This window comes from Marinobacter azerbaijanicus (assembly GCF_030250645.1).
Classification (GTDB): Bacteria; Pseudomonadota; Gammaproteobacteria; order Pseudomonadales; family Oleiphilaceae; genus Marinobacter; species Marinobacter azerbaijanicus.
In genome coordinates, this window is the sequence record NZ_JASSVS010000012.1 from 69,100 (window position 1) to 84,821 (window position 15,722).

The 15,722-nt window shown below is 52.2% G+C and carries 13 protein-coding genes and 1 pseudogene; 8 read left to right on the plus strand and 6 right to left on the minus strand.

Features of this window, described 5'->3' with window-relative positions:
- The first annotated feature begins 844 nt into the window (after positions 1–844).
- Entirely contained in the window at positions 845–1,738 is an 894-nt protein-coding gene (locus QPM17_RS18935) for a LysR family transcriptional regulator (RefSeq protein ID WP_285392846.1), read from the plus strand.
- Positions 1,739–1,933: 195 nt separating this feature from the next.
- Here the strand turns inward: QPM17_RS18935 and QPM17_RS18940 are convergent, their stop codons facing one another.
- The 6 genes and pseudogenes from QPM17_RS18940 to QPM17_RS18965 all read right to left on the minus strand — a co-directional run.
- A complete protein-coding gene (locus QPM17_RS18940) occupies positions 1,934–2,542 on the minus strand; it encodes a nitroreductase family protein (RefSeq protein ID WP_285392848.1) in 609 nt (202 codons plus the stop codon).
- An 87-nt stretch (positions 2,543–2,629) separates the two neighbouring features.
- Positions 2,630–3,718, minus strand: a complete 1,089-nt coding sequence (locus tag QPM17_RS18945; RefSeq protein ID WP_285392850.1) for a cupin domain-containing protein — start codon at positions 3,716–3,718, stop codon at positions 2,630–2,632.
- 79 nt (positions 3,719–3,797) lie between these two features.
- The gene (locus QPM17_RS18950; RefSeq protein ID WP_150995300.1) at positions 3,798–4,775 is read right to left on the minus strand and encodes a dihydrodipicolinate synthase family protein; all 978 of its coding nucleotides are present in this window, start codon (positions 4,773–4,775) and stop codon (positions 3,798–3,800) included.
- A 106-nt stretch (positions 4,776–4,881) separates the two neighbouring features.
- On the minus strand, positions 4,882–5,922 hold the full coding sequence (locus tag QPM17_RS18955; RefSeq protein ID WP_150995299.1) for a TAXI family TRAP transporter solute-binding subunit: 1,041 nt from the start codon (positions 5,920–5,922) through the stop codon (positions 4,882–4,884).
- Between the two features lie 64 nt (positions 5,923–5,986).
- Positions 5,987–6,697: an iron-containing redox enzyme family protein gene (locus tag QPM17_RS18960; protein WP_191967026.1), complete on the minus strand. Its 711-nt coding sequence runs from the start codon at positions 6,695–6,697 to the stop codon at positions 5,987–5,989.
- Between the two features lie 360 nt (positions 6,698–7,057).
- A pseudogene (locus QPM17_RS18965) lies at positions 7,058–7,621 on the minus strand (IS1380 family transposase); the annotation flags it as partial.
- Positions 7,622–7,819: 198 nt separating this feature from the next.
- Here QPM17_RS18965 and QPM17_RS18970 point away from each other — a divergent pair.
- From QPM17_RS18970 to QPM17_RS19000, 7 genes are all read left to right on the plus strand, one after another.
- The gene (locus QPM17_RS18970; protein ID WP_285392853.1) at positions 7,820–9,271 is read left to right on the plus strand and encodes a hypothetical protein; all 1,452 of its coding nucleotides are present in this window, start codon (positions 7,820–7,822) and stop codon (positions 9,269–9,271) included.
- A 65-nt stretch (positions 9,272–9,336) separates the two neighbouring features.
- On the plus strand, positions 9,337–10,191 hold the full coding sequence (locus QPM17_RS18975; protein WP_285392855.1) for an amidohydrolase family protein: 855 nt from the start codon (positions 9,337–9,339) through the stop codon (positions 10,189–10,191).
- A 43-nt stretch (positions 10,192–10,234) separates the two neighbouring features.
- Positions 10,235–11,341 (plus strand): TRAP transporter substrate-binding protein, encoded by a 1,107-nt coding sequence (locus tag QPM17_RS18980; protein WP_285392857.1) that lies wholly within the window; start codon positions 10,235–10,237, stop codon positions 11,339–11,341.
- Between the two features lie 129 nt (positions 11,342–11,470).
- A complete protein-coding gene (locus QPM17_RS18985; RefSeq protein ID WP_199447410.1) occupies positions 11,471–11,989 on the plus strand; it encodes a TRAP transporter small permease in 519 nt (172 codons plus the stop codon).
- A gap of 55 nt (positions 11,990–12,044) precedes the next feature.
- Positions 12,045–13,358: a TRAP transporter large permease gene (locus QPM17_RS18990; RefSeq protein WP_285392860.1), complete on the plus strand. Its 1,314-nt coding sequence runs from the start codon at positions 12,045–12,047 to the stop codon at positions 13,356–13,358.
- A gap of 59 nt (positions 13,359–13,417) precedes the next feature.
- Positions 13,418–14,599 carry a CaiB/BaiF CoA transferase family protein gene (locus QPM17_RS18995; RefSeq protein WP_285392862.1) on the plus strand — a complete coding sequence of 394 codons (1,182 nt, stop codon included), beginning with the start codon at positions 13,418–13,420 and terminating at the stop codon, positions 14,597–14,599.
- Between the two features lie 154 nt (positions 14,600–14,753).
- A complete protein-coding gene (locus tag QPM17_RS19000) occupies positions 14,754–15,704 on the plus strand; it encodes an ABC transporter substrate-binding protein (RefSeq protein WP_285392864.1) in 951 nt (316 codons plus the stop codon).
- The last annotated feature ends 18 nt before the right edge of the window (positions 15,705–15,722 follow it).

Consider the following 15,722-nt stretch of genomic DNA (forward strand, 5'->3'; position numbering starts at 1 on the left):
GTGTCGGACCAGTGCCCGAAAAAGCCAACAATTCTCATGCCAAATTTAACGAACATGCCGAAGACATCTGCGACAGAAGCGTTGGCGGAGAGGACTTCCAATGTTCGACCTTCAGTTCGCACCCTAACTGAGCCCCCACGACAGGCGGCATTAAGCTGAGCGGCCACTGCAGCAGCTTCTTCAGTCGTTGTGTATTCAATGCTAACAAACTTATAAGACATGCGTTTGTTCCTATAAAAGCAGTGTTTTTAATGCTAAGTGTTACCTATAGTATCAGATTTTACCGCCTACGGGAAGATAGGTAGCATCACCCTTTCAACGCAACGTGTTTATCCGTTAAATCTACCCGGCGTTTTTATTCTGGGCGCTCAAGACCGGAGAGCTGATTCCTTTTTTTGTTTTGTGCTCCGCAATCATCGATAAAGACCCTCTCTCCGCCCCGGCTCTGGACTGTCCACCCTCCGCCGCCCGTTACTTCACCCGCACGAGTCACAGGGCATGCCTGAATGGTGCCGCAAAAGACACTGGAAAGGTGATCGAGCACCCGCTGCTCTCTGATAGCCGTCGATCGCAATGCACAAATACGCACCATTGACAATCGCGCATCGGTCATGTTAACAAAGAATTCTTATATAATGTTAGGCAATCTTATTTATTGAAAATAATAGTAGCTTTCTCCGTAATCGATTGTGGATAGGGAGCCCAACATGTCAAAAATGAAAATAGATTCCGCATCCTCTCCCTGATCGTTTAGTTATTGGCCAGGCTTAATTTCCAGTGCCCCGGGAAGCTGGTTCAAAAAGGGGAAGAATTGTTCCATTTGGTGGTAAAAGGTATTTGAGCGATGCACAACACGTTTGGCATGCAGGTTTTTGTATATGTTGTTGAAAAAGGTAGCTTTTCAGCGGTGGCAAAGGAATTGGAGCTAACCCCTTCCGCTGTTAGCAAACAGATAAGCCGACTAGAGACTGAATTGGGGACGCGCCTCATGAATCGCTCTACGCATGATCTGTGTCTAACTGAAGCTGGCAAGGTATATTACGGTCATTGTCTGCGGATTATCAGAGAGATGGATTTGGCTTCCGAGGCAATTCATGAAATGAATACGACTCTTTCTGGTACATTAAAACTTCACGTTACGCCAGGTATTGGCCGCCAGATAGTACTTCCGGCATTGACGGAATTTATAAAAAAATACAACAATCTTTCCGTTAAGCTATCTGTTCAGCCTGCGAGAGTGGACGTGATTAACCGGGGTTTCGATCTTTCGATCCGAAGCAGCAACTCCGACTACGTCAAACTGAGTACAACCAGCGTCGACTGTGTCATGTTAGCCCCTTTAACATATCGCGTTTGCGCGTCTCCGGAATATTTCAGGCGTTTTGGAAGACCAAAGAAGCCAATGGAACTTTCTCAACACCAGTGTTTAATTTACGACGCACAGCCGTCGCCAGAAAAATGGTGGTTTATCAATAATGGGGAATGGTATCACGTAAACGTGGGAGGGAGATTTCACGCTAACGAGTGGTCATCAATAAATTCAGCGGCGGTAGAGGGCATCGGTATTGCGCGACTCCTGATGCAAAACTCAAACTCTCCCGATCCTTCCCTGGAAACTCTCTTTGAAGACGAAACACTTTCGGACCGTGCCGTCTGGGCATTTCATCCACGGGCGCGGAGCATGCCTAAAAAAGTAAAGAAATTCATCGACTTCATGACCAAAAGGCTCAGAGAGTAAGCCATCGGAATTCAAGTCTTTATTTATAACGGTAAGAGATTGAGTTGGGTAGGGTGGACAGGACTCTTGAGTGCCATCGCCGCCTGGATAACAGAAAATAAATTTTGCGCAATTGCCCTCTCCGGCGAAATTAAACCGAAGAAAGCCCCCCCCCAGCAAAGGGAACGGCGATTTTCAGAAGTCTCATGGCGTCGCTCAATCCAGCCAGAGGGTTACTTCCTCCAGCGGGCGCCGCTGTTGTAGTGGTGGTAGTGCATCCGCATAGCCAATATAGAGCATGGCCACAACCTCATCCGTTGGTTTCAGTCCATAGTAGTGTTTGAAACGCTCATCATCAATTAGCCCACCGGTGCTCCACTTAGCTGCCAGCCCCATACTGTGGGCAAGCAACAACATATTCTGTACACCGGCCGCGCAGGCAGCATAATCCTCTTTACGGCGGCGCGATCTTTCCGGCTCCGTCTCGCAGGCAACCAATACAATGACGGGCGCTCGCAACGGCTTGCGCGCGGCCAACCTGGCTTGACGAAGAGTTTCTTCTGACGGGGCGTTCACGCCCTTAAGCATTAGCTGCTGGAAGAGCTCACCCATTTTGTCGCGCGCATTTCCTGATATCACCGTAAAACGCCATGGCTGTGTCATATGGTGATTGGGTGCATAGGTACAAGCCTGCAGCAGATGCTCGATTGCCTCGCGAGAGGGAACCCGGTCCCGGTCCAGCTTGCCGGCACTCCGGCGGGACCTGATGAGCGCAAATAGCTCTTCAGCTTCAACTGCAGTCTCGTCACATGGTACGTCTGTCATCGTAATGGTCTCTCTTTGTGTCCTGCTCTGGGCTATTGTCCCTGCCAGGTTGATGATCGATTTTTTGCTGAGCGTCCAAGGGCCGCGTCAGGCTAAAAGCGGAGGCAGTGGGCGTGTTCTAATTGTATTTTCCGGGTCCTCATGGTAAAGGCCTAAACCCTGTAAAACCGGGATGTCATTGATGGAAAACAAAATCGCTTCGCGACTCTTGCTGCGGTTGATGTGATGATGAGGAATCCAATTCGGCACGACGAAACTGTCACGGGCGGACCAGTTGATTTCCTCGTCGCCGACTACTGTCGTACCTTCTCCCTCAACTACGAAGTAAACTGCGCTCGAGGTCTGGCGGTGGCTCTTCCCGACAAAGCCCGGGCGCAACATTTGAATGTTACATCCCATGGTGGGCAAGGCAGAGCTACCAGTAAACGGATTGACGTATTCCAGCACGATATCATCGTAGGGACTGCCTTCAGAGCCAGCCATTTCATGCAATTGCGCAGAGACCTCATGCCAGGGGTAGCGGAAAGGAAAATTCTGTTCGGGCCGCTGTTCCCAGGCCGGCCTGACCAAGCTGCCACGACGGCTCCAGTAATCCGCACTGCTCTCGCGTTGCGGTTGGGTGGTCTCACCGAACGGTTCGTAAAATATCTGGTTCAACGCCAGCACCAACGGAACGTCAAGGGCATCTACCCAGATTGCGTTTTTGTCCGTTTCATTATGGTGATCGTGCCAGTTCCAGTTAGGAGTCAGGATCAAGTCGTTGGGCTCCATTAGCAATCTTTCACCGTTCACCGTCGTGTACAGCTGCTCACCGCCCTCGACCACGAAGCGCACCGCTCCTATCGTGTGGCGGTGGGCCCACGCCACTTCTCCCGGACGGACGATCTGCATTCCCATAATCAGGGTTTGGGTCGTGCCTCCCCGTTCAAGTCCCGGGTTCATGAAGCTGAAGTTACGCCGGGCAGTGTAGCTTTCCGGCATAACGTCACACGCCTCAAGCAACTTTTCATGAACCGTTTCCCATTTCCAGAGATACGGAACTCCGGCCGGCTTCGGTCCACCGATCACCCGCTCCAGCAGACTGTCATACTGCCACTGACCACGCATGTTAAGTGATGCCAGCTCGTTATCGAACTCGCTTAAAGACGTTGTCTGTTTCTTTATATCGTCGCTCATGATGCCTCCGTTGCCTTGACGGCTCTCCGTTATTCCATTATCGCGCATCGCCTCTTGGCGATAAGTCAGCCCCTATAGGTCAACCTGATACGGATTTAACGGGGTACCTATGTTGTAGTTGCGCCCATCGTCGACCGCATTCCTCTGAACCTGCCATATAATCAGCTGGCGCATCGAGGTAGGGTGGCCGGCATGGACCCGGGTCGATCAAGCCCGCTGTGCGAAAACGGGCATGTCCCAAAGGGATGCTATAGCTGATGAACCGGGACAGGTCGCCACCTGGGAACATTGGTTCCATCGCCCATAGTATCTGATTGGTGAGTTCCTCTGCCCGTTTCCAATCACAATTGAGAATGGCACGGCCAAGAGCAACGATAGGGGCTGGTGCGCAGGCGACAGCCCCAGACCAGCAAGCTCGCGCGAGCGCAGGATAGCGTTGCGCGAGAGCGAACCAGTCCTTTTCAAGCGGGAGAATGCGCATATTACTGCCCACGGCCTCCAGATCCTTCTCCAGTGTTGGCCCACCTACATGCTTAGCGGCGATGACTTCAGGTATGTCCGCAAGGATGCGGTATACTTCTGTCGAGATTTTTCCTTTGAAAGCGTCCGGATTGTCGTAGACAACCAGTGGTACACCTGGCATTGCTTCTGCCAAGTCGCGGTAAAAACGCACAGTCCCATTGTCATCCAGCGGCAGCCACATAGGCCGGCCGACGAAAAGACCATCGGCTCCCAGGCGCATCAACTCGCGACCGCGGTAAATCGTATCGCGGGTGTTGAGGGTCGTTACACCAGCGAATACCGGCACCCGCCCCGAGACCGTATCCGTTACGCACTGCACCAAGCTCTGCAACTCGGGCCACGTAAGGGTGGCACATTCGCCAAATGTGCCAGTGGTCATGAGAATGTCCACACCAGCAGCGACCACCGCCTCCGTCATTTTCGCGGTTTCGTCCAGATTCACTGTATTTTCTGCGTCCCAGCGTTCTGCATCTGGCGTCGCTGGACTCGGAACAATGCCTACCACGCCGGTGATGTTTTCCGCCGTCAATTTCATTTTCACACCTCCCGTTCAAAACCATACCGGCGAGCCGGCGCCCCTGGCTACATCTCGGCTCCGCCGAATGGCTCTAACCAAGTGTTCATCCGATGCGAGTTTTTCCTCAGTCGAGGAGGCCTACTTCGCGATAAAACGCCTCTGCCCCAGGATGCAGCTCCAGATTTCCGACGTCGGGCAATTCCTCGCGTTCGGCATTAGCAAGAGATCGATGAAAAGAGCGATAATATTCGTTCTGCTCATAAAGGGACTTGGCGATTTTGTAGGCATTGTCGTAAGTTGCCTCGGAGCCGGCTACGATCACGAAACTAGAGAATGGAACTATCAGATCCTGATCATAGAAGGGGTAAGTGCCGGCAGGTATAGTGTCAACTGTACTCCACATTTCATCAGCAACATGTTCGGCCAATTCTCGAGACATGGGTATAAAATTTATTTCCTGAACGCTGGCGAGCTCAGTAATTGATCCGGAAGGGAGACCGCACGCGGTAATGATTACGTCCAGTCGGCCGTCTCTCATCAAGTCATTAGAAGGACTGGTCGGTACGGGAGCCAGCTTTCCGCCCCAGCGCTCCACATCCTTCGTCGTTTTGTCAAAATAGGAAAACATAGCATCTACGGTTGACCGAACCCATAGATTGCCCGTCTGGGCTATAGACAGGCGCATCGGGACTTCATTCTCGACCAGGTCACTGAAACTGTCGACGTTATGCTCATCAAGAAACTTTTTGCGCCCATACACGCATGTAGCGATGATATTGGGCGCATTCTTACCTATGGCGGTGAGGGAACCTGGAGGAAACTTCTGCTGAAAGGGCGCTTGGCCCTCGAAAGCCCGTTTAAGCGACACCTCACTCACCATAGTGTAAGCACCACGGCCGTTGAGTAATGAGGCCAAGTTACCGGCCGCGTTGCCCGGCTCAGCGTAAACGTTGGAACCCGGGTAGGTGCGACGCACAGCCTCCACGACGCCTGCCAGGAAGACAGAAGCCTGCCCACCTGTAGAGTGGCCCAAAAACGTAACGTCGACTGGCCCATCACCGACATTCCGACTTTCTGCCCGGACAAGATTCGCTGATAATGCTAGACACAGTAACAGCTGGCCCAATAGCGTATATCTAAGCTGGCATTTAAACGTGGTAGTCATGACCTTTCCTTTTATTTTTGTTCGACTTTGTGCTGACGCCCGCATTACCCAAATTGGGCACTAGCTAAGCAGTATTTCGAGAGTCAGCAACATCGGCGATTCCCTCAAGGAAGATTTTCCAGGCGAACATTGAATCCTCTACGGCCTCTAGCACATCATTGGCATCGACGCCCCGGGCAGATGGCAGAAAATGGAGCGCTAGGTCGAATGCACCACTGCCATGCTCTTTGTCCAATTCATCATGCATCAGCCAGAATTCAACATCGTTTTCGGTTAATCCCAGTTGATTCATCCAGCGGTTGCCTTCAGCCAATGACATTTCTCCGCACTCGACCTGGTTAACCTGCTCAAGTGCCCCTTTAGCAACACAGCCCAATATCCAATGTCTGTCTTTGGTCAAGGTTTCCCAGATGAGTAATGCTGCCCTGGTAGAAGGTAATGCCTGCGCCTGATGCACTTGTTCTGAGGTAAGCCCAAGTGCTTCGCCCAGCTTAACCAACTTGAGATAATGGGATTCTTCCTCAATACCTTCTTCTTCAAACAGATTTTCTTTGACAATGAAACGCCGAGGCTCAACCTCAGGACAATTTCCAACCACATGGGCCCAGCATTGCCGGCTATGCCGCGTGAAGACGCCGTGCTGTTGCACGTAAACACCAGCCCCTTCCCTGTTTAGCCGGTTTTTCGAGTAATCAAACCAATTGATGCCATCCATATAATGGCGGATAAGCTGGTTGATTTCGGTTTGAAGGTTAGCGTTATTAATATCTGTCATTGTTAGCACCATTCTAATGGTATTTTTAAAAGACGCTATCTATTGATAATAGATCCGAGTTTCTGAGCAAAGGCAGGTTTAAATCCAACCTGTTCTATTAACGTAGACAGATATTGCCTAAATGGGAATAGTGGTTCTAGGAAACTTGTTTTGCCAAAAAATCATGAAATGTAAAAAATACCATACGAACCGCCCCGGGGTTGGATAGTACTCAGGGAAATGGCGGTCAGCCGCCCAGAACTGATCATTTTGTGATCAGAGCCTGATGTTCGGACAATAGCCGATTGCCCGGCATGATTTTACGGGCGACCTCAGGATGATGACTGTTATTGAGCCGGTTTTATCGGGAGGCGGTAAGGCCTGCATAGAGGTCACGGTAAACGGAAAAGCCCGGACAGTGCCGGCCAAATCGCAGCAGCCGGCCGGCAAGGACGTGATTCAGCCCTCAAGGCTGGCTCCGGCTCCAGATGCAGCTGGCCACTGGCATCGCTGGTTCGCACAGTAACCTTGACGATCCGACGCAGCCCGGGTTCGTCCGGAAGTTCTTCTGGCCGCACCGCTTCCATCCTGCCGTCGCGGTCCAGTGTCCAGGCTTCCTGGGCCAGGCCTTGTCTGCCAGGGCCAGAGGGTCCTGCGTGCGGGGATTCACTTGATCCCATCTCCAGAGGAGAAACCGGCGCACCGATGGATTGTATAAAATCAGCGGTGACGTCATTCAGCCGCGGTGTCAACGCCTGGGCATCTTCATCAAACCGCTACCGCAAGCTGGCTGAAGACGGCGAGTGCTTGATGCCCATGGCGGATTTGAAGAACGGGTCCCTTCACACGGACTCGGCTGTCTCGACGGAAGTCACTCATGCCCTGCGTGACCAGCCGGAGATAGGTCCGGATCAGATCGATGTTCGGCATACCGTGGCGCTTGACTGGGTGAATGGATCTCAGGGGCTATTATATCGCTCAACCGCCTGCTACTGCGGGCTTTGAGGGAAGTTCGCGCTGTTTGGAGTCACGGATTCAGGAGTGGTTTCTGTTTCTTGACAGAGCGCGTCCGCCTGCTAACCTTGATTTTATTAAATGAGATAGGTTCTTCGTAAAAGAAAAATTAACACTTCTGGGGGAAGCATGTCGGATATTCAGTTTATCGATACCACGTTGCGTGATGGTCAGCAGAGTTTGTGGGCTCTGAACATGCGCACGGGCATGATGTTACCCGCCCTTGAAGTGATGGATGATGCAGGGTTTGAGGCAATCGAGTTTTTTGTGCCGATTGTACAGATGAAAAAAATGATCCGGGATCTGGGGGAAGACCCCTGGCAATGGTTGAAACTGGGTGTCAAGAAAGCCAAACAAACGCCCCTGCGATTGCACGGAGGCTACAAAGGTGGGTTGAAAAAGGTACCGGAGTGTATCAGCAAGCTCCTTGTTAAAAAGGTGGTGGAGCATGGCATCAGCGTCACTCGCTGTTCGAACTCTTGGAATGACTTTGAGGTCATGAAGGATGAAGTGGAAGGTCTTCGAAAGCTGGGCATGCAAACTGTTGTAAATCTCATCTATACGGTTTCACCTCGCCATACCGATGAATACTTTGTGCAGCGCGCTAAAGACGCTGCATCACTGAAACCTTACCGGATTTGTTTTAAAGACGTGGGTGGATTGCTGACACCGGAACGTCTGAGGGAGCTTCTGCCGAAGGTTCAGAAAGCCGTGGGAAAGGTGGAACTGGAGTTTCACTGCCACTGTAATAATGGGCTTGGGCCTCTCAACGTACTGGAAGCAGTGAAGCTGGGAATTACCCATGTTCACACCGGTATTCCTCCTCTGGCCAATGGCTCCGCGCAACCTTCCGTATTCAATGTTGCGAAAAATCTGAGGGCGTTGGGGCACCGACCAGATATTCGAGAAGAGCTGTTGCTGCCGGTATCCGAGCACTTCACACGGATTGCCCGGAGTGAGGGTTTTGCGATTGGCGCCCCGCTGGAATACGACGCGAATCTTTATCAAAGCCAGATTCCAGGAGGCATGATTTCAAATCTGCGTTATCAGTTGGCAAAGGTCGGCATGGAAGATCGGCTGGATGAAACAATGGTCGAGGCCGCCCGTGTAAGAGCGGAATTTGGCTATCCCATAATGGTGACGCCGCTTTCCCAGTTTGTAGGAACCCAGGCAGCCATAAACGTCATCGTTGGGGAACGGTATCGGCAGGTGACGGATGAAGCTATCCAGTATGCGCTGGGCTACTGGGGCAAAGAAGCTGTGCAGGTCATGGATCAGAATGTTCGTGAAAAAATTCTTGGTCGCGCGCGAGCCAAAGAACTCAAATCGGAAGAGCCTCCACAGCTGTCACTGAAAGAGGTGCGTAAAAAGTTTGGCGAGCAACTCTCTGATGAAGAATTGATTATGCGCACTTATATTGACTCTGAAGCCGTTGAGATTGCGCGCAGGGCAAAGAACCCCGTCGAATACGCGTTTTCCGGGGATCCACTGATGCAATTGGTTCAGGGGCTTACCCGGCACTCAGACAAGAAAGTTATTTCCTTCAGCAGGCCGGGCCTGTCACTGAATTTGCGACATTGAGGTAGTTGCAAAAGGTCAGCAGCGCCGATGGTCAACATAAAGCCATGACTGGAACGGAGAGAATAATGGATATCGTGGGTATTGACGTACATGTACACCTAAGCGACGAGGAATCCATCAAGGCAGTGGGTGCCCGAGCCAAACAGATGGAGCAATATTTTCGGCGTAAGAGACCGGTTGTATCCATTGATGAGATGGCTGACCAGTACCGCGAGCGCCGCATGATGGCAGTTCTGGTAAATACACGGGACGATTCGGTGTCTGGCCTTACGCCGGTGCCGAACGACCATATAGCCAACGCGGTCAAGAAGCACCCTGATGTGTTCCTGGGGTTCGGCGCCATTGACCCCTGGCAGGGCAAGTTGGCTCTTCAGGAAATTCGTCGTTGCAAGGAAGAGTTAGGGCTACACGGTATTGGTGAGCTCAATCCCGCGCGTCAGCAGTTTTTCCCCAATGATACCCGTTTCTATCAACTCTGGGCGGAAGCCCAGAAACAGGGTTTGCCGGTGATGTTTCACAGTGGTATGGCCGGAGCCGGCGCGGGGACGCCGGGAGGAATGGGGAATAAGTTGAAGTACACCCAGCCCATTCACCTTGATGATGTCGCCGCGGACTTTCCGGAACTGAAAATCATATGTGCGCATCCGTCGTGGCCCTGGACGGCTGAAAGCCTCGCCATAGCCCAACATAAAAGTAACTTCTTTATCGATCTTTCCGGATGGGCGCCCAAGTACTTCCCGCCTGAACTGGTCCACCACGTTAATTCGCTTCTTCAGGACAAGGCCATGTTTGGCTCTGACTGGCCGGTCCTGGGGGTCGAGCGCTGGGTGGAAGAGTTTGACCAGTTGGGTATCAAGCCGGAAGTCCGGAAGAAAATCATGCTGGAGAACGCAAAGAAATTCTTTGGTCTTGACTTCTAGTTGTCAGTCAGGGTGTGAGGCATCGGCAGTTGGCGGGTGCCTGATGAACACGGGGAATACCCTGAAAACAACGATAAACACAATTGGGGGTAAAACAATGAAAGTGGGGGGTAAAACAATGAAAGCTAATAGTAACAAGAAAAGGCTATCAGTGAGTTTCATCTGTGTGTTGACGGTTCTTGCCATTATCGGCGCGCCTGCGGCAATGGCTGAGGTAAAACTGCGTATGCTGTCGACATGGGCAGCGGGTACGAACGATGGCATTGATCTGGGAGCAATACCGTTTGCCGAGAGAGTAGAGGAATTGTCCGGAGGGGAGGTAACGGTAGAGTTTTTCGGCCCCGCCGCAGTTCCGGCGTTTCGGCAGTTTGATGCGATTGAGCACCGCGTATTCGACATGTTGTTCACTCATACCGCTTACCACGCCGACTCAGTCAAAGTGGGAATGGGGCTGGATCTTGCGGCGGGCTCGGCACAGGTGCGCCGTGAGTGTGGCCTGACCAAGGCGGTCAATGATGCCTATCTGGCTCAAAGCAATCTGTCTTATCTGGCGCAATTCCCGTCTGGCTATGGATACCGGCTTTACTTGGCCAAAGCCATGAACGAGGAAGGCGGGCCTCTAGCGGGATTCCGGATTCGCGGCACGGAATTCTACAACCCGATTATTCACGGCATGAACGCTTCTTCAGTCAGGGTTTCATCGGCGGAAGCCTATACCGCCGCCCAACGGGGACTGCTCGATGGTGCGTTTAACGGGTCGGGTGCCCTCGCCACACTTGAGAAAATGAGCTGGAATGAAGTGATGTCCTATGCGGTGGAGCCGGATCTTGGCGAAGTCGTTTACGCACTTTTTGTAAACAAGGATAGCTGGGCCGAGCTTGATGAGGATGTGCAGAAAATTATCCGACAGGCAATTGAAGAAACCCAGGTCGAGCACAGGGAGGCAGGGGCCGAGCGCGATAGGCAGGGCATGGAAAAGTTCCCCGACGCAGGCCTGGAAATTGTTGAACTTAAGGGTGCGGACCGTAAGGCTTTCGAAAGCTTCTATTACGATGGTATTGCCCAAAACTATGTCCTTGATGCCGACCCTGAGCATGGACCAAAAATCATGAAAGCACTTAAGTGTGTGCGCGACCGCTCCGAAGGATAGGAAGCATGGAATTGCTCACGCACAGTTGATTCAGGAAATCTGTTCCGGCCCCGGTTACTGCTAGTGGAATACCCCTTCGGTAAATTCCATGGCTGGTAACCGGCGGCTGGCATGAGGAGCGAGGTTTTCATGGCAGCATTCAATAAAGAAACAGCGTTTCGATATTACAGTCGAGTTATTTTTGGGTTGAACGTGATTGCGGCTTCGCTTGTTTTTCTGATGGCTGTGATGATCACCGGGAATGTTTTAATGAGAAAGTATCTGGGATATAACCTTGAATGGTTATTTGATTTCACTCAATACGCCCTGGTTTATATCACGTTCCTTGCGGGTGGCTGGCTCACCCGGCAGGAAGGACATATTCGTGTTGATCTACTTCATCTTTTGCTTCCAAACCACCTTGGAAGAATGCTGGAATATATTAATCTCGCGTTTGCTGGTGTCGTTTGTCTTATCCTGTTCTGGTTGTCCGCAATGGCGACCTGGAATCAGTACCTCGCCGGAAACGTGTCACCCGCCGCAGTGCCCGTCCCTAACTGGATGCTCTGGATTGTAATGCCGGTCGGTTTTTTGGCTATGGCATTTGAATTTCTCTTTACGATAGTCAGAAAGATTTCCGGGCATCGGCAAGAGCGTGTCGATGCCTAAGTTTAGACTTGGATTTTACACAATAAAAACAATGAATTCCTGAGGTGTATACATCATGGAGTGGTATGTCGTTTTCCTTTTTGTATTCGGGCTTTTGCTTGGCACGATGTTGTCTGGCGTTCATGTTGCCTTTGCGTTGATGGCGGTTAATCTGGTGGGTGTCACGATATTTATTGGCCCCCATGGGTTAAACATAGTGGCTGGCAGCATGGTGGATTCGATTTCAGGATTTGCATTGATTGCCATCCCGATGTTCTACCTCATGGGCGAGATCCTGTTTCAGTCCCGTGTCGTCAATCTACTGTTTGATATGGTGGGGAAGTGGATCGGCCGGGTGCGGGGAAAGCATCTTTACGTTGCCATCGGCGGAGGCACGGGACTGGCCGCCTTGAGCGGCTCCGGGTCGGCGGATACCGCCCTTATCGGCCGTACCTTATACCCTGTGCTTGCCGAAAAAGGCTATGATCAACAGCTGAGTTACAGCGTTGTGCTTGCCGGGGGGGCGCTCGGGCCAATCATTCCTCCCAGTGGCCTTGCGGTTATTCTCGGTGGCTTGGCAAACGTTTCTGTCGGCGCTTTGCTGATGGCGGGACTGCTTCCGGGGGTGTTGCTGGCCGTTTTGTTTGCTTTGTATGTTTTCATCCGGGTCAGGCTGAACCCGTCGCTGGTGCCCGCCGTGGAACTGGACAAGGCAAGCTGGCGGGAGCGATGGACGTCATTAGCAAAATGTTTACCCTTCTGCGTGATCATATTCATGGTCCTTGGTTTTATTCTTTTCGGGATATCCACCGCTAGTGAGGCAGCAGCGACGGGGGCTGTAGGCGCAATGCTCGTGGCTGCGATCTATGGCCGACTGGACCGTTCGGTATTATCCCGGGCGCTCCTGGCTACCGCCAGGCTGACCTCGATGGTGTTCATTGTGATCATGGGAGCGGTGTTATTTGGCCAGATTCTTGCGCTCAGTGGCGCTGAGACGTCTCTCAACCTCTGGTTGCAGCAATTGTCGCTGCCTCCCATGGTGTTGGCAGCAGTGTTACTGGGATTGCTGCTGGTATTGGGGACGTTCATTGACACACTGGCGCTGATCGTATTGCTGGCTCCTTTATTTTCCACCCTGATTGTGCCTGCTGGAATCGACCCTGTCTGGTTTTTCCTCCTGTTTCTGATAACCCTGCCTATCGGGAGCATGACCCCACCGGTGGGGTCGATGATTTTTGTATTGAAGGGCGCCATTCCCGAAAGTCGGATTATGGATTTGTACAAGGCTGGCCTAGCGACAGCAGGCGTGTCAGTTATTGGCTTGATTATTGTATTTTTCTTTCAGGATCTGGCCACGGTTTTGCCAGAGTACATGTTTCAGAAACGATAGAAGTTGATCGGATCGCTGAGTGGCAGTCTGATCACGCGCGACAGCAGGAGGGTTTGTGAATGAGTACGATGCTTGCGGGAATCAAGGTTCTGGAGATGGCAAACGTCATCAGTGGACCCTATGGAGGTATGCTACTTGCCGATCTCGGCGCCGAGGTTATAAAGGTTGAAATGCCAGGTACCGGGGATCCGTTTCGCAACTGGTCCGGAGAAGGTGCCGGTGTCCGTCCGGCTTTTGCCGCGTTCAACCGTGGCAAGAAGAGCATCACGGTGAATGTCAAAACGGAGGAAGGGCGGGAACTTTACCTCCGCCTGGCGTCAGAGGTGGATGTTGTATTGGACAACTTCCGGCCCGGGATTCTGGACAAAATGGGTGTTGGCTATGATGCGGTCTGCAAAACCAACCCTGAAGTCGTTTACTGTGCCGTAACCGGGATGGGTACCGTTGGCCCTTATCGTGATCGTCCAACATACGACGCCATAGCCCAGGCTATGAGTGGATTGTGGAGCCAGCTTTCCGACATTAAAGATCCTGAACCGGTAGGCCCGGCACTTTCGGACCAGTTGACAGGCATATATACGGCCTACGGTATCCTCGGGGCGCTGGTTTCGAAACTGAAAACGGGAAAGGGTCGGAAAATCAATGTCAGCATGCTGGGTGCAAGCCTGGCGTTCCAGCCGTTGGCAGTGGCGGATTATCTGTTGTCGGGAAAGGTCGCCGACAAATCCTCGCGGCCCCACCTCTCGCAATCCTACACGTTTGTTGGGAAAGATGGACTGTCCTTTGCCGTTCATTTGTCGTCGCCCCCTAAATTCTGGAAAGCGCTGCTTGAAACCGTTGGCCGTGAGGAACTGGAAAAAGACCCCCGGTTCATCAAGAAGGCAGACCGGGTTGCTCACTACGATGAACTAAGGGCGGAGCTACAGGCAGAATTTTCAAAACGGCCCCGTGAACAGTGGCTCACCGAGCTTGTAGCCAACGATGTGCCTGCGGGGCCAATTTACACCATAGAGGAAGCGCTGAATGACCCTCAGGTCAAAGCGCTGGATATGGTTCGCACTTTTGGAACAGGCGAGCGGGCGACACCGCTGGTTGGCTATGGCTTCGATGATCCCGAGCGCCCGCGGGATGAAGATCAGCGCCCGGTACCGGGGTTGGGCGAGCATACCAAAGAAATTCTCGCCGCCATCGGATACGGCGATGAAGAGATTGAGGCTCTGGTGCGGACCGGTGCTGTGTAGGATTTTATGGCTGTGAATTATTGACAATGCCGATGCTCTGGACTACTGATGTTATATCAATAATAAAGAAAATATCTTGCTATGTGATATTTAGGGGTGTCTCAGATTTGCCAGTAACTCCTGACTCAACAAAACAAGTAGAAGGATATCGGGCATGAACTTAAAAAATGTACTTGTGACTGCGGTTTTGTCTTCGGCAATGACATTCACTCAGCTCCATGCTGCGGAAAAGGTGGATATCGGGCTGTCAGTACCAAACTTTGGCCCTTATGCCGCTGTGTACGTGGCCGATGAGTTAGGCTACTACGCCGATGAAGGCCTGGAAGTTCAGATCACGGCATTTCGTGGCGGTAGTGCAGCACAGCAAGCTCTCGCCTCTGACGCTATGGACATAATCAATTACTTCCCCCCGGGGGCTGCGGTTGCTATTGAGCGAGGTGTGGAGCAAAAAGTGGTCGCGGTTGGGGCCGCCAGACCGGACGGCTGGCACATGATGGTGAAGGCCGGCTCCAGTATTGAGAAGCCTGAAGACCTGGATGGTCGCCGAGTCGGCATTACCGGCAAGAACAGCACGACTGATTACTACGCTCTTTGGGTCGCCGATCAATACGGAATTGAAATAGAAACGGTTCCCGTTGGTGGGGCCGGCATGATCCCGGCATTATTATCCGATCAGGTGGATGCCATTTCCGCTTTCTCGCCGCTGACCTACCGATTGATGGTTTCCGGTGATGGTCGGTCCCTGGTGGACTACGCGAAGGATATGCCCCCGACCCTGCCGGATGTCTGGGTTGCCTCCCAGGACATGATTGATGACCGCCCTGAGCAAGTTGAGGGAGTTTTGCGTGCAATGTATCGCGCTACCCGCTACATGCAGGAAAACCGTGATTATTCCATCGACTTCCTGCGGGAATTCACTGGCGAGGACGACCCTGAAGTACTTAGGCTGGAATATGAAGTGGGCATCATGAATCGCGCGACCCGTGCCAATATTGAACCTGAATGGCTAAAGGCCTCTCTCGGCCTGGCCGGTGATTCCGGTTCAGGTGCACTTTCTCCTGATGAGGTTTATACCGATCAGTTCGCGGATATTGGTGCTGAATAAGATCGGACAGGACCTCAA